Origin of the sequence: Domibacillus antri (genome assembly GCF_001936625.1) — a bacterium.
GTDB classification, from domain to species: Bacteria; Bacillota; Bacilli; order Bacillales; family Domibacillaceae; genus Domibacillus; species Domibacillus antri.
Window position 1 is genome coordinate 1 of sequence record NZ_MSDU01000065.1, and the last position, 14,889, is coordinate 14,889.

Annotated in this window: 12 protein-coding genes and 1 pseudogene; 7 read left to right on the plus strand and 6 right to left on the minus strand. The window is 44.2% G+C overall.

Features of this window, described 5'->3' with window-relative positions:
* Window positions 1-291: 291 nt before the first annotated feature.
* The 3 genes from dat to BTO30_RS16285 are packed head-to-tail and all read right to left on the minus strand — an operon-like array spanning window position 292 to window position 3,475.
* The gene (gene dat / locus BTO30_RS16275; RefSeq protein ID WP_075399746.1) at window positions 292-1,122 is read right to left on the minus strand and encodes a D-amino-acid transaminase; all 831 of its coding nucleotides are present in this window, start codon (window positions 1,120-1,122) and stop codon (window positions 292-294) included.
* 38 nt (window positions 1,123-1,160) lie between these two features.
* Window positions 1,161-2,162 carry a class I SAM-dependent methyltransferase gene (locus tag BTO30_RS16280; RefSeq protein WP_075399747.1) on the minus strand — a complete coding sequence of 334 codons (1,002 nt, stop codon included), beginning with the start codon at window positions 2,160-2,162 and terminating at the stop codon, window positions 1,161-1,163.
* Complete coding sequence (locus BTO30_RS16285; RefSeq protein WP_075399748.1) at window positions 2,159-3,475, minus strand: FAD-dependent oxidoreductase; 1,317 nt, start codon at window positions 3,473-3,475, stop codon at window positions 2,159-2,161. The genes BTO30_RS16280 and BTO30_RS16285 overlap by 4 nt, the downstream gene beginning before the upstream one ends.
* 122 nt (window positions 3,476-3,597) lie before the next feature.
* Here BTO30_RS16285 and BTO30_RS16290 point away from each other — a divergent pair, with 122 nt between their 5' ends.
* The 7 genes from BTO30_RS16290 to cstA all read left to right on the plus strand — a co-directional run bounded on the left by BTO30_RS16290 (window position 3,598) and on the right by cstA (window position 11,963).
* The gene (locus BTO30_RS16290; protein ID WP_075399749.1) at window positions 3,598-4,065 is read left to right on the plus strand and encodes a GyrI-like domain-containing protein; all 468 of its coding nucleotides are present in this window, start codon (window positions 3,598-3,600) and stop codon (window positions 4,063-4,065) included.
* Window positions 4,066-4,170: 105 nt separating this feature from the next.
* The gene (locus tag BTO30_RS16295; RefSeq protein ID WP_075399750.1) at window positions 4,171-5,154 is read left to right on the plus strand and encodes an S-layer homology domain-containing protein; all 984 of its coding nucleotides are present in this window, start codon (window positions 4,171-4,173) and stop codon (window positions 5,152-5,154) included.
* A 335-nt stretch (window positions 5,155-5,489) separates the two neighbouring features.
* On the plus strand, window positions 5,490-6,362 hold the full coding sequence (locus tag BTO30_RS16300; protein ID WP_075399751.1) for a cation diffusion facilitator family transporter: 873 nt from the start codon (window positions 5,490-5,492) through the stop codon (window positions 6,360-6,362).
* A 103-nt stretch (window positions 6,363-6,465) separates the two neighbouring features.
* Window positions 6,466-7,245: a Cof-type HAD-IIB family hydrolase gene (locus tag BTO30_RS16305; protein ID WP_075399758.1), complete on the plus strand. Its 780-nt coding sequence runs from the start codon at window positions 6,466-6,468 to the stop codon at window positions 7,243-7,245.
* A 285-nt stretch (window positions 7,246-7,530) separates the two neighbouring features.
* The gene (locus BTO30_RS16310) at window positions 7,531-9,276 is read left to right on the plus strand and encodes a sensor histidine kinase (RefSeq protein WP_075399752.1); all 1,746 of its coding nucleotides are present in this window, start codon (window positions 7,531-7,533) and stop codon (window positions 9,274-9,276) included.
* 5 nt (window positions 9,277-9,281) lie between these two features.
* On the plus strand, window positions 9,282-10,031 hold the full coding sequence (locus BTO30_RS16315; protein ID WP_075399753.1) for a LytR/AlgR family response regulator transcription factor: 750 nt from the start codon (window positions 9,282-9,284) through the stop codon (window positions 10,029-10,031).
* A gap of 138 nt (window positions 10,032-10,169) precedes the next feature.
* Window positions 10,170-11,963 (plus strand): carbon starvation protein CstA, encoded by a 1,794-nt coding sequence (cstA, locus tag BTO30_RS16320; RefSeq protein ID WP_075399754.1) that lies wholly within the window; start codon window positions 10,170-10,172, stop codon window positions 11,961-11,963.
* Window positions 11,964-12,331: 368 nt separating this feature from the next.
* Here cstA and BTO30_RS16325 read toward each other — a convergent pair whose 3' ends face one another.
* The 3 genes and pseudogenes from BTO30_RS16325 to BTO30_RS16335 form a co-directional block, all read right to left on the minus strand.
* Window positions 12,332-12,952, minus strand: a complete 621-nt coding sequence (locus BTO30_RS16325) for a class I SAM-dependent methyltransferase (RefSeq protein WP_075399755.1) — start codon at window positions 12,950-12,952, stop codon at window positions 12,332-12,334.
* 94 nt (window positions 12,953-13,046) lie between these two features.
* A complete protein-coding gene (locus BTO30_RS16330) occupies window positions 13,047-13,496 on the minus strand; it encodes a GNAT family N-acetyltransferase (protein WP_075399756.1) in 450 nt (149 codons plus the stop codon).
* A 176-nt stretch (window positions 13,497-13,672) separates the two neighbouring features.
* A pseudogene (locus BTO30_RS16335) lies at window positions 13,673-14,797 on the minus strand (DUF3427 domain-containing protein); the annotation flags it as partial.
* Window positions 14,798-14,889 lie beyond the last annotated feature (92 nt).

Genomic DNA, 14,889 nt, shown 5'->3' on the forward strand with positions numbered 1-14,889 from the left:
TCCTGAAACAGGCGCAGTTGAACCGCCAGTTTCAGTGGCAAAACGGCGGCAAACGAAAAAATCCGGCTGGTCCTTTTCAAGAACCCGCCGTATTTTCTTCATTTAAGAGGCTTTTGAGACATCCCCCTTCTGCACTTTCTATAGCCGGAATTTTTGATTTTGGGCCGGTTTTCTTGCTCTTTCGGCCGGAATGTCGGTGAATCCGGCTTTAATATCAACAAATCGGCCTAAATGAAGTAGAATCCGGCCTTCCATCCGACAGCAGCAACTTATGAGATCGTTCCGCTTTACTTAAATTTTCTCCAAAAACCTTTCATATAGTTTCAGCGCCACCTTACCGGGCTTGCCGTCTCCTATTTTCTGTCCGTCCGCTTCCACCACCGGTAAGATTTCCTGTGTCGTGCTTGTGATAAATGCTTCGTCTGCCGCAAACATTTCATCCGGTGTAAAAGCCTGCTCCCGTAAAGGAATACCGAGCTCTGATGCCATTTCTTTCACTGCAATGCGTGTGATCCCATGCAATATATGATTGGTCGCCGGTGCCGTCCATATTTCTCCGTTTTTTACAATGAAAAAGTTCGAACTTGAGCCTTCTGTAATATACCCTTCACGAATCAGGACGGCTTCAAGGGCACCTGCTTCAAACGCCTCTTGTTTCGCTAAAATATTCGGCAGTAGATTCAGCGATTTAATCCAGCAGTTTTGCCAGCGCTCATCCGGAAGCAGCTTCACTTTTGCCCCGTTTGACCGAATCTCTTCGTCCACATATTTTGACGGCTTTACTGTCATTGAAATCGACGCAGGTACATTCGGAAATAAATGGTTTCGGGGCGCGATGCCGCGCGTAGCCTGCATGTAAACATCACAGTCCCGAAATCCGCTCCGCTCAATCAAATCATGGACTATTTCCAAAATCTCTCCGCTGCTTTTTCCTAGATTCAGCTTAATCGCTTCAGCACTTTTAAAAAAGCGGTCCATATGTTCCGCCATCATAAATGCGCGCCCATTGTAAACACGGATCACTTCATAGACACCGTCGCCAAACTGATGGCCGCGCTCGTCAATCGGCAGCACCGGATCATTTGAACTGATAATCTTCCCGTTAAGGTATCCAATCGCCATACTGTACGCCTCTTTTCATCTGTTTGTCTCCATTATACTTACTTTTTCGAAAAACTCATACAGTACCAGCTTCCTTCTTTCACAACAGTTTTCATCGATTTCAGCTTCAAGCCGGCCGTTTCAGCATCGCGCACTAATTCTTCGCGCTTCGGAAGCGGATATAAATTTTTATGTGCTTCCATGAAGGAATTAAACGCCGCTGAAAAACGCTGGCCGCCCTTTTCCAAATAAAGCGGTGTGGTGACGACAATCGACCCTTTTTCACTTAAAAGCTCTGCCACCCGATCAAACAAATCACCGCGTGTATCCGGTGCGTAATAATGAAGCAGATTGTTCATCATTACGATATCGAACAGACTTTCGGGCACATTCCATTCATTAATATCGGCATAAAAAAATTTCACCTTCTGTTCAAGACCCCATTGCACGGCTTTCGCGCGCGCTATATCAATTACCTCTTTGCTGATATCGACGCCTACATACGTCCCGCGGTTCATCTTTCGAGCCAGCTTCATAATGTAGCCGCCCGTGCCGCAGCCAATATCAAGCACCCAGCGCGGATGTCGGAACTGCATTTCATTCAGAACATGCGGAAATGCCCGCTTTTCAATAAGAGCGGATGTCGCCGCCACTGTTTTGCCGAAATCATCGCCGTTAAAATGGCCTTTCCGGTTTGTTTCAATCATATCCGGGTAGTTCATCAGCGCCGGCATATGCATTTCAAACATTTCCTTTAGCAGCTCTCCAATCGCATCCTCGCTCTTTTGTGTAAAAAAACGCATCATTTGTTTGGATGGCACAAGCTGATCCCCATTTTGCTTCAAATGGCCAAGCACAACACCCGTATCCGCCCACGAGCGGAGCAAATTTTCTTCATATCCATATTCAGAAACGACCTGCTCTATACTCATCCCGCCGGAAAGTTTTTCAAATAAGTCCAGACGGTAGCCGACATATGCATGCCACGTCGGTAAAAAAGGTTCGTTTCTTTTCATCCAATTTCGGGCTTCCCACATTTTCCGGTATTCGGCAATCATCATTCTTCCTCCTCTTTTTTCCACGGGTGGTCATCGTTCTCTGTATATAATCGTTCCTGTCCTTTCACTTTCGGTAAAACAAAACCGGGTAGAAGCCCTATTTGAACAAACCGGTCAACCCATGTATCTTTCCATATGCCAAGACCCGATACATTTAACATCTGTTTATAATGAAGCGTATGAACGCGTTCTATTCGTTTTAACACATGTGCTCTAATGACGCGCCACGGTTTCTGCCAGTATGAGTAGGCGAGCGCGGACGTATGTGACAATTTCGACAAATGCTCCGCCCGCGGCTTCCTCACTTGTTCGTAAAGTTTCAGCTGTCCCGGCTCCAAATTATCCGTTTCATACATACACGACAGCAATTCCCCGAGCGTATACGCGTCTTGAATGGCCAGATTCATCCCTTCGCCCGCCATCGGATGAACCGTATGAACCGCATCCCCCATGAGCGCACAGTTCCCGCCGACATACCGGTCCGCATTATGACGTGTCGGAATCATCAATTGAATATCCTTCCAAGACTTGACCTTTTGAACGTACCCGTCGAGTTCCGGCTTCAAACTCGTATAGCACCGGTAAAAGGACTCAAGCCCGTCCCGTTTCATTTGCTTATACTCGTCCTTTTTAATGAGCAGAACTGTCCTCACTTTTAAATCCGGCAGCGGAAACAGCCCGAGAAAATAATGATCCCGCACAACCATTTCGCCTTCCGTCAAATATTCAGGCCGGGGAAACGTCACCGTCAAAAAATAATGATTGTATTCTGTTTCTTTCAGTTCAATGCCCAGAATGTTCCGAATCGGTGAAGAACGCCCTTCCGCTCCGATAAAAAAATCTGCCGAAACATGTACTTCCTCACGTTCTCTTCCAACAACGACCGCGGTTTTCTTTATAGCCCCTGTTTCTTTAAAACCTGTAAACTTTGCAGGCTGCATGTATTGAAAATGTTCATATTGTTCCGCTTTTTGCCGAATCAATTCTTTTAATGTCTCATGCGGAATCATGAGCGCCGCATTAAACGGATGATCGACAACGCTGTAGCGATACGTAATATGCTTCATCACTTGATCGCCGGACAGCTCCGTAATACCTGTCGTATGAATCGGAAAGCCGTGCTTTCGCACATCGTCGTACAGTTCGATTCGATCCATCATCTCGAGGCTTTTCGGCTGAAGCAGTTCGCCTTTATATTTAATCGAAGACTTTGCCTCTTTCTCGACAACCAATACATCAATGCCGTTTCGCGCCAGACTGTATCCGAGCATTAGGCCGGAGATACCGCCTCCGGAAATGAACACGTCCGTTTTCACCCGACAAACACTCCTTTTTGTATAACTTTCGTTCACTATTTTTACAGTTAGTATTCCCGGGTGAATCGGTGTAAAACCACACGAAAGCGGGAAAAGAGAAGGTTAAAAAGGAGCTGATTAAAATGATGCCGAAAATTGTGAATGTGCGGACCGTAACAGTCATAGGCTTTGAAATGAGCGGTACGCAGGAAGAAATCGCTGCAATGAGACCTGAATGGACGGCGCGTTTTTTAGAAGCAGCAAGTCAGATTTCCGGACAGACGGATGGACATTTAATGGATATCTGTCTTAAACGAGCCGGTCAGCTGTACACTCACTGTATTGGGATGGAAGTCAATCAAATTGATATTATTCCTGCGGGCATGACAAGTTTGACTGTTCCGCCAGGCTCATATGCATTGCTGGAATTTCATGGGGAAGGTGAAGAAATACCCTTTGCCTTTCGCACTATTTTGCAATGGGCACGCGAACATAAAGTCAGACTCGATACGAACGAATTCCGTATTAACGTAAAAATCGCAGAGGGACATCACCATTTATACTGGCGGCTCGCTGATAAACGAACGGAAGCCGTTGAAGAAGCCGTATGAAAAAACCATGATAAAGGTTGTTTTTTCATTTCCACCATATGAAAATTATTGGTATTTTGTTAATATATGTATGAGTGTGGACTATTACAAAATAGGGGTGTGGAGATGAAGAAGAGAGTAAATGTTTTCCTTTCAGCGGTTTTGTCTTTTGCTTTGCTTTTACCTGCGGCAGCGCAGGCATCGGAAGTTGAACCAGCAGGGACTGGTGTATCATCCGGCACAGTCTTCCAAACAGATGAGACAAACATAAGATATGCCACCGCAGCTGGATTCAGTGATGTATCTGCTTCATACTGGGCAAAAGATGAGATTGATTACTTGGTTAAAAGGAACATCATCAAAGGCTATTCAAACGGGAAATTCGGCATTAAAGACGCGGTTCGGCGTGACCACGCGGCTCTCATTTTAGCCCGCGCACTTGGCGTTCAGAACGAAACGGCACCGAATCCCGGATTCAGCGACATTTCAACAACGTATCCATCCTACAATGCTATCGCTGTGTTAACGAAATACGGTGTTTTCAGCAAGTCTGCCAAGTTCAACCCGACTGGCAAAGTAACACGCGCTCAAATGTCCAAAATGCTTGCTGAAGGATTTGCGATGGCCCCGGCATATGCCGCATCCTTTAAAGACGTCAAAAGCACCGACTGGTTTTATGAATATGCCCTGACACTCGGCAGCGCCGGTATTGCGGGCGGTAATAACGGCTACTTTAAACCAAACACAGCCATTACACGCACCGAATTCTCGGTATTCGTTGCCCGCGCACTCGAAAACCGCTTCCGCACTGGCGTACAAGTTGAAATACAAGGCGCGCAGCATGAGTCAGACGGCCGGATCAAAATGAGCCTTACTTTATACAATAATTCGGGTAACCGGGTATTTGACATTAAAGGGAAATACAATTTATATGCGGGTGACACACTGGCTGCCAGCATGGCGGCAAGCAGACCGTTTACCGGTGTAACATTAAACCCGAACCAGCAAAAAGCAGTAACATTTTATTTCTCGGTCAGTGAAGTGAAACAAAGAACTGCCCTGCAAAACTTAAGTCTTGATTTCGAGCACGAATGGAGCTACTACCAGTAATACATGTAAAAAGAGGATGTCTCAAAAGCTCATTGAGACATCCTCTTTTTTCATTTCTATAGCCTGATTTTCTCATTTTGGGCCGGTTTTCTTGCTCTTTTAGCCGGATTGTCAATGAATTCGGCCTTCCACCCGTACTTATCGGGCATTCTCTTGCTTTATCTTAACGCAGCTTCCCGTTTTATCACCGTCCATCCAGCGAAAGAGAAGTTGCCCTTTTCATCATATGTAGCGCGCATGCAACTTGTTATGCCATCCGCAATCATGTTGCCGTAGACCCACCCGAATAGCAGCTGTTATGATGGTTATACTATTTTTACTGGAGGAACCCTCACGTGGAAACTGCTTATGAAGACATCAAAAAAGGAGAGCGCGGCGCCTGGATCAGCATTATTGCCTACCTGTTTCTCTCCACATTAAAACTGACCATCGGCTGGATGGGCGCCTCGGCAGCCTTAAAGGCAGACGGCTTAAACAATTCAACCGATATTATCGCCTCCATTGCGATCTTAATCGGCTTAAAAATCTCCCGAAAGCCGCCGGATGAAAACCACCGATACGGACATTTTCGTGCGGAAACTGTCGCGTCCCTGATCGCGGCTTTCATCATGGCATCCGTCGCCATCCAGGTGCTTATTTCTGCTGGCACATCGCTGTTTCATGCCAATCATGAAACACCGGACATGATTACGGCCTGGACAGCACTGTTTGCGGCAGTAATTATGTATGGCGTCTACATGTACAACGCAAGGCTTTCCAAAAAAATTAACAGCCAGTCCATCATGGCGGCTGCCCAGGACAACCGCTCAGATGCGCTCGTCAGTATAGGCGCCTTCATCGGGATTATTGGCTCCCGGTTCGGTGTCGACTGGCTTGATACGCTGACCGCGTTCATCGTCGGCTTAATTATTTTCAAAACGGCCTGGGATATATTTGCCGAAGCCTCCCTTACATTGACTGACGCGTTTGACCGTCACAAGATTGAAGACATGCAAAAATCTGTCGAAAAAGTACCCGGCGTCCGCAGCGTTCCGAGCATTAAAGCGCGCTCGCATGGCAACATCACATTTGTCGATGTCGTTATTTTAGTCGATCCGGACTTAAACGTCGTTGAAAGCCACGACATCACCGAATACGTTGAAGAAGCACTGCTTCAGGAGCACGACATACGCGCCACCCATATTCACATTGAGCCAAACGGCCGCTGAACGTAAGCGGGCCGTTTTTTTAATTCCTAATTTGTCCATCTGTCCCATCTTTGTTAAAATGAAAAAAATGAATGAAAAATTCATACAACGTGAGGAGATATTCATGAGCCAAAAAATTATTTTTTTCGATATAGACGGTACTCTGTATGATCACGATAAAAAACTTCCGGCTTCCACAAGACAAGCCATCCGCGACCTGCAGGATAAAGGACATGAAGTCGCCATTGCAACAGGACGCGCACCGTTCATGTTTGCAGACTTGCGGAAAGAACTCGGCATCGAAACATTCGTCAGCTATAACGGCCAGTACGTTGTCTTTAAAGGGGAACCTCTTTACAAAAATCCTCTCAATAAAGAAGCCTTGCTGAAGCTGACTGAAGCCGCTGTTGAACGCAGCCATCCAATTGTATATATGGATCACGAAGATATGAAAGTGAACACGCCCGACCACCAAGATGTCACAGTCGGAATGGGATCATTAAAAATTACCCAATTCCCGGCACATGACCCGAATTACCATGAAGGCAGAGAATTGTATCAGTCTCTCTTGTTCTGCAAAGATCCTGAAGATAAATGGTATGAAGAACAATTTACTGAATTCGACTTCATCCGCTGGCATCCCGTTTCCTGTGATATCATACCGGCAGGCGGCTCGAAAGCAAAAGGCATTCAAAAAGTCATCGATCAGCTTGGCATTGAACCGGAAAACATTTACGCATTTGGCGACGGCTTGAACGACGTTGAAATGCTGAAAACGGTCGTCAACAGCGTGGCCATGGGTGACGGCCACGCCGAAGCAAAAAGGGCCGCCAAACACGTAACGACAAACGTGCATGAAGACGGCATTCTAAACGGCCTGAAAATGGTCGGCCTGCTTGATTAATACACACATAAACAACGGCCGCTGAATCAGTGAGCCGTTGTTTATTTTTATTTATCCAGTTCCTTCATCTCCAAGGAATACCCCATCATTCCCATGTTTTAAACTCATGATAAATCAATCATATAAGTGTCCATGCAGAATTGTTTGCTCCTCAATCAGCCCACCCTAAAAACACTTTTGGAAAGTTTCCATCAGCGATTGACTCCCAGCTATTCATTCCGTGTCGACAATCCTTTCACCGCCATTGTAAACTAATACAAACGAAAAAAATGACGGGTGATGATATTGATCCAATTACTTCCTTTAATGCTTGAGCGTGTTGGCATTATCGTGATAATCGCTTTTTTGCTATCGCAAATAAAATCGTTCCGCCAGATTGTCCAAAATGACCTCGGATTAAAGGGAAAATGGCTGCTAGCGGCTTTCTTCGGTGCATTTAGTATAATTAGTAATTACACGGGGATTGAAATTAAACAAAACGCCCTTATTGATAACACTTGGCTAATGGAAGTGGGTCCGGATAATGCCATTGCAAACACCAGAATCATGGTTGTTGGGATCGGCGGATTGCTGGGAGGTCCTGTTGTCGGTTTAGGGGTTGGAGTGATTGCCGGCATACATCGTTATACGCTGGGTGGATTTACAGCTGGCGCTTGTGCTCTTTCCTCTATATTGGCAGGAATCGCGGCAGGTTATATAGGAAAAAAGTATAAAAAAAAGCGAATCATTACCCCCTTGTTTGCTGTCGGGGTTGGAATGACTCTGGAAACTGTTCAAATGATGATTATTTTAGCCTTTACAAAACCGTTTGAAAAAGCCTGGGCGCTCGTTGAAATTATTGGCGTGCCCATGATCGTCATCAATGGGCTTGGAATCTTAATCTTTATGTTTATCATTCAATCCATTCTGCGTGAAGAGGAACGCACCCGGGCATTGCAAACGCACAACGCTTTCATGATTGCAGATCGGACACTCCCCTTTTTTCGCAGAGGTTTAAATGAAGATTCCTGCATGGAAGTAGCCAAAATTATGCTTCAGCTGACGGAAGCGGATGCTGTCGCCATCACAAATGAGCATCGTGTACTCGCGCATATCGGAGCGGGTTCCGATCATCATATTCCCGGTCAGGCGTTTGCTACCGGACTCACAAAGAAAGTGCTCAATCAGGGAAAAATTATGACTACCCGAAAAAGGGAAGAAATTTTTTGTTTTCAGGACGACTGTCCTTTACAGGCGGCGGTTGTCCTCCCCTTAAAGGTTCATCAAAAAACAGCCGGTACATTGAAAATGTATTTTAAACATCCGGAGAAGCTGGATAAAGTAGAGCAGGAACTGGCGGAAGGACTGGCCAAATTGTTCTCTACCCAGTTAGAGCTGGCGGATGCCGAGCTGCAGAGCAGATTGTTAAAAGATGCTGAAATTAAAGCCCTTCAAGCCCAGATACATCCGCATTTTTTCTTCAACTCTATAAACACGATTTCAGCTTTATGCCGTACCGATATCGAAAAAGCGAGAAAACTTCTCGTGGAGCTGAGTATCTTTTTCCGAAGTAATTTACAAGGGGCCCGCCAAATGGTTATTCCCCTGGAAAAAGAGCTTGAATATGTAAAAGCCTATTTGTCGTTGGAGCAGGCCCGCTTTCCGCATAAATATCAGGTTTCATTTCGTATTGAACCTGGCGTGGAGAAGGTGCTTATCCCTCCTTTCACGCTTCAGCCGCTAGTGGAAAATGCGATTAATCATGCCTTTGCACAAATCAAAGAAGGCGGAATTGTAGATATCCATATTTGCAAAGAAAGCGAAAACATCCATATCACGGTCGAAGATAATGGAAAAGGGATCACGCTTGAGGAATTGGAGCCGATTGGAAAACAAACAATCCATTCATCAAAAGGAACCGGTACAGCTATTTATAATATCAGCAAGCGGCTGGAAGGTATTTATAATAAGGAAGCGGCCTTGCATATTCACAGCACATCCAATGAGGGAACAAAAATTGAAATGGTTATCCCTTTAAAAAGGAGCAGATGAAGACAATGTTAAAAGCATTTATAGTGGATGACGAGCCTTTGGCAAGAGATGAACTTCAGTTTCTTTTAAAGCGAAGCAAACAAGTGGAAGTCGTCGGAGAAGCGGACTGCATGGAAGAAGCCATTAAAACCATTCCTGCCGTAAGTCCTGATCTCGTTTTTCTGGATATTGAATTGGGAGTGGAAAGCGGGCTTCAGCTGGCGGAGCAATTGTTGGACATGGACCCTGTTCCAACAATCATATTCGCTACAGCTTATGATGAATATGCGCTCCAGGCGTTTGACCTGGACGCATTCGACTACATTTTAAAGCCGTTTGATGAAGCGCGCATTCAGCAAACATTATCGAAAATAAAACGCATGCGGTTCATTGGCGGTAAAAAAAAGGAAGCCCTGCCCGCTTCATCTTCCCATTCTGTCGATCAAACGGGCAAATTAGCCATTCTTGTGGAAGAGAAAATTTTATTAATCGATATATCAGCCATTCTGTTTGTCTGTTCTCTTGAGGGCAAATTAATCATCAAAACGCTGGAGAACGAGTTCAAAACAGGCGACTCTTTAGTCGCAGTGGAAAAAAAGCTGAGCAATACCCCATCGTTTATACGTGTCCACCGCAGCTATCTTGTTAATATCAATTATATAGCTGAAATCCAGCCGTGGTTCAATGCAACGTATAACCTCATCATGACAGACCATTCTAAAGTGCCGGTCAGCCGGAAGTATATAAAAGATATAAAAATGCTTTTCGGCTTTTAAAAAACCCGTGCATTTCGTCCTCCTATTTTTGCAGTTCATCATTATTTTTCTGCATTCTACCGATAAAATGGTCTCCATATTTTTTCACGGAGTATGATGAACTTACAAAATATAGTGATATTAAGGAGGTTTGTCAAAATGAATGCGATTACAATTGTTATTGCTTCTATGTGTATTCTCATGATCGCTTATCGTTTGTACGGTACATTCATGGCCGTAAAAGTGCTGAAGCTCGACGATTCAAAACCAACACCTGCTCATGTGCTGGAAGATGGAAAAGATTATGTTCCGACAAGCCGCTGGGTAACTTTCGGGCATCATTTCGCGGCTATTGCGGCAGCCGGTCCTCTCGTTGGACCTATTTTGGCCGCGCAATTCGGTTATTTACCGGGCTTGCTCTGGCTGTTAATTGGTGCCGTAATCGGAGGAGCTGTACATGATGCCGTTGTCTTATTTGCTTCCATGCGCAAAAACGGCCAATCCCTGTCTGAAGTAGCGAAACAGGAGCTCGGCCCTGTTGCAGGTTTTTGCACTGGACTGGCGATGCTGTTCATTATCACGATCACCATGGCCGGCTTATCAATGGTTGTCCTTCATGCGCTGGAGAAAAATCCATGGGGCACATTCGCTGTTGGCATGACCATTCCGATTGCGATGGGCGTCGGACTTTATCATAAGAAAACCGGGAACTTAAAAGGCGCTTCAACAATTGGGTTTACGCTGATTATGGTGGCGGTTTTCAGCGGTCCTTATATTCAAAATACAGTTGTTGGCGACTGGCTGACACTTGATATTAAAACGCTGGCACTGGCTTTGCCGATTTACGCTTTTTTTGCAGCCGCTCTGCCGGTATGGCTCTTGCTCGCGCCGCGTGATTATTTAAGCAGCTTTATGAAAATCGGGGTTTTTATTGCACTTATTATTGGCGTTTTTATTATTAATCCCGCTATCCCTTTTCCTGCTGTAACTGAATTTGTTCACGGCGGCGGTCCGATTTTAGCAGGACCGGTATGGCCATTCATCTCCATTACAATCGCATGCGGTGCGATTTCCGGTTTTCACGCATTCGTCGGTTCCGGTACTACGCCCAAAATGCTGGATCGGTGGAGTGACATTAAAGTGGTTGGCTTCGGTGCAATGCTTGTAGAATGTTTGGTCGGTGTCATGGCATTAATTGCTGCCACCGCTCTCCATCCGGGCGACTATTTTGCCATCAACTCTACACCGGAAGTATTCCGTACACTCGGCATGGACGTAGTAAATCTTCCGCAGCTCAGTCAGGAAATCGGCATTAACCTGGAAGGAAGAACGGGAGGAGCGGTCACACTCGCCGTCGGAATGACGTATATTTTCACTGAAATTCCTTGGTTCAGCAATTTGGCGTCTTACTTCTTCCAATTTGTCATTATGTTTGAAGCCGTATTTATTTTAACGGCCATCGATGCGGGAACGCGTGTAGCACGCTATTTGATCCAGGATTTCTTCGGCGAGTTTTACCAGCCATTAAAGAAAGTCGACTGGCTCCCTGGTTCCATTTTTGCCAGTCTGCTTGCCTGCTTTATGTGGGGATATCTCCTCGTATCCGGTGATATCGGCTCGATCTGGGCTCTGTTCGGGGTATCCAATCAATTGATGGCTTCCATCGGTCTGATCGTCGGAGCTACCGTTATTTTAAAAGTGGCGGACAAACGCCGGTATATGCTGACATGCTTAGTTCCGCTTGCTTACCTGTACGTGACAGTAAACTATGCCGGCTACTGGATGGTCAAAAACGTATACTTGAATCCAGAAGCGGCAGGTTACAGTGTGTTAAACAGTGCATTATCCATCATTATGCTTGTCCTTGGCTTTATTATTCTTGTCACAGCCATTAAAAAATGGCGTGAACTTCTGGAAGCTCCGTCTTCAGACTTGAGAATAGATGCGGGGTAACACAGAACACCAGCCGTTTTAACCGTTAACAAACGGAACTGTCCCATAAGTACGGGTGGTAGGCCGGATTCTCCTTCATGAAGGCCGAATTCATTGACAATCCGGCCAAAAGAGCAAGAATACCGGCCCAAAATCAGAAAATCCGGCTATAAAAATGAAGAAGTGGCTGTCTCGAATAATGTTTGAGACGGCCGCTTTTATCTCTTTCAGCTGCCTAAATGCTCCAGCTCAAACCGGGAATATTGAATTTCACATCGAACCGACTGGTTATCAACTTGGCCGCACAGGCGGCACGAAAGAAACAGGGAAATTTCCCTTCCTTCATCATTGACATAATAGCCACCTGCAGAATCTCCTTTCGTTTCAGATCACTCACAAAATACTTTTGTGCTTTGAAAAATCAAGAAACGTTCATTTTCATTCCGTTCATACAATCCATCAATACGTACCTCATCCATCCATTCAAAAACGGTTTGATTCTGTAAAAAATACATGTACTCCTCTGACGGGTAGTATAAAATAATCGTTACCTGACGGGGTGACTGCTCGATGGATAAAAGAATGCGCTGAACGACGCTCATAAAGATCTGCACCGAAAAAGGGTTGAAAAAGTAAAACACATTGTCATGCGGCTGCACATCATATTCCTGCGCCAGCACCCGCTGAAAATCCACCGTTCCTCTTTTTCGCTTCCCTTTTTTCAAATACCCCGCCTTGTTTTGAAGCGCGTCTTCGAAAAAAGCCGGATTCATTTCAATTCCTACTACAGACGCCTGAAAGCGGTCGTGCACATAAAAAGCAACCCGTCCCTTCCCGCAACCCACATCGACGAAACTATCTTCCGCCGCCAGTTCACAGCGCGAAAACAACTGCTCCAGCCCTTCATAGGGGGTCGGTTCATAGCGATGATAATGGGATAATGAAGGGAACCCGTACTGGTCGCCCGTCGTTTGAATCGATAATAATTGATCGTACTCGTAGTCGTTCATTGTTTGGCTCCTCATGCCGCATTGTGTATATAATAAAGTTCCCTTCATAAAAATCCAACAATACAAAAAGGGATTATAACCCTTAATATAAAGATTATTTTCTCATATACAAAAACACCGTATCCTCCACCGGCAGCTTCTCCTGCTTAAAGCCCTTATACCCCAACTTTTCATACAGCGAAATGTTTTTCACACTCTTGCTTCCTGTAAACAGCTCATATACTGCACCTGGAAAACGGCTCTCGATTTCCTGCATCAATCGTCTGCCAATCCCTTTATTTTGATGATCCGGATGCACCATCAGCTTCCCGATATAACAGATTCCTTCTTTTTCAAAGGCCCTGACCGACCCGATAATGTTCCCATCCTCCACATACTTCAGCACAAGGCTGCTTTCAAACGACTGCTTACTTTCCTCAAGCGTCTGTGTCAAAGGATGGATCGTATAGTCGTTATAAATCTCCGCTTCCGACACATAAGCGAGCTTTTGCAGCGAAAGAATCTCTTCCGCATCCTTTATCGTTGCCTGTTCGATTGGATTCAACGGAACTCCTGCCCCCTCTCTCTTACACTATCGTCTCAAATCCTAAGAACAAAACCAAAACCATTAATCAAAAGATTTATTATAATAGAGAACTCTTTTCCCACCCTATATAACCATTACTTAAACAACACGGCCTTTTTCAAGTACGTAACGTTCCAGTCTCCAAAAATTTATTTTTAGCTTTCTGTACCATTCTTTATATAGTGATAGAGTCTATACTCAATAGGTTGTTCCATCACCATATTCATATGAACAACTGGTAGTTCTTTTCCATCATTATCTTTCATAGTGTCTTGTTGAACAGTCTTTTTATCGGGTATTGCTTTTCCTAAATAATAAAAGTCATTGCCTTCATCATCATCTTTTTTCACAAACACGTGAACATCAATGTTTTTTTCTTCTGCATGAATAATGGTTTGAACTTCCTCTGAGTTCAATGTTCGATTACTTCTTGTATACCACTTAAGGACTTCTGGATTAAGAAGTTCATCTCCATAATCCACACTCGACTCTACCTCATCGTTTTTATGATACGTAATAAATATTGGACATGTTCCATATTTTGTTTTGTATCCAAAAATAGTTGCCCTTTCATCACTATTCCAGTTTAAGAGCTTACAGGCATCTTTCCTCGAATATTTTTTATAAAGTGTAAGCGGCTGATCGCATTGGTAAAGTGTACTTTTTTCTTTTCCACTTTGAATAACATCAGTGACCAAGTGTTTAAAGTACTCTTTGACTTTTAGGCTATATTGAATCGTCTCATTAAACACAAAATCATTCTCTGCATTCAAAATAATAATTGGCTGATCTCCGTATTTTTTCTTGTCAATTTGAGTAAAAAACGATAAATCAAAAATGCGTTTCACTGAAGCGATTGTCTCATCGTTTGTTAGACAATTGGATTCGCATAAATGTTGGAGATATTCGTCATAGTTAACGGCTTGTTTTCGTAGCAATAAATCCAACAAAATAATTTCATGTTTGCGTTTACCATTTAATATTTCTAGTGACAGCATTGTCAAAACTTTATTTTCGTAGTCTGTTAATGGAGGAACTTCTTCTTTCATTTCTAAGAGAAATTGATAGTAATTTGAAATTGATTTTGTTTTTCCATCAACCATCACAACTGGATCAATCGAATGATGGGATACAAAATCATATAAATAGGGAACTCTACCAATTCTATTTTTCAAATCAGTAAATGCTTCTTTTAAGATTTTCCAGGCTGTCAATTTGCTTTCATTAATGGCTTTAAAGATTTTTTTCTTAGCGATTTCTTCAAAATTAACCGTTGAAACCACGCGTGTTGATTAACCAGAATCATAAAGTTTCGTTCCAGTGAACCTCAAAATAATGATGTAGTAAAAAGGCCATTTCAGCCTGCCATTCA

Excerpts from the sequence above, each read along its gene's own strand:
- cstA (WP_075399754.1), top strand. The coding sequence starts at position 10,170 with ATGAATGCGATTACAATTGTTATTGCTTCTATGTGTATTCTCATGATC.
- BTO30_RS16290 (WP_075399749.1), top strand. The coding sequence starts at position 3,598 with ATGATGCCGAAAATTGTGAATGTGCGGACCGTAACAGTCATAGGCTTT.
- BTO30_RS16315 (WP_075399753.1), top strand. The coding sequence starts at position 9,282 with ATGTTAAAAGCATTTATAGTGGATGACGAGCCTTTGGCAAGAGATGAA.
- BTO30_RS16295 (WP_075399750.1), top strand. The coding sequence starts at position 4,171 with ATGAAGAAGAGAGTAAATGTTTTCCTTTCAGCGGTTTTGTCTTTTGCT.
- BTO30_RS16325 (WP_075399755.1), bottom strand. The coding sequence starts at position 12,952 with ATGAACGACTACGAGTACGATCAATTATTATCGATTCAAACGACGGGC.
- BTO30_RS16280 (WP_075399747.1), bottom strand. The coding sequence starts at position 2,162 with ATGATGATTGCCGAATACCGGAAAATGTGGGAAGCCCGAAATTGGATG.
- dat (WP_075399746.1), bottom strand. The coding sequence starts at position 1,122 with ATGGCGATTGGATACCTTAACGGGAAGATTATCAGTTCAAATGATCCG.
- BTO30_RS16305 (WP_075399758.1), top strand. The coding sequence starts at position 6,466 with ATGAGCCAAAAAATTATTTTTTTCGATATAGACGGTACTCTGTATGAT.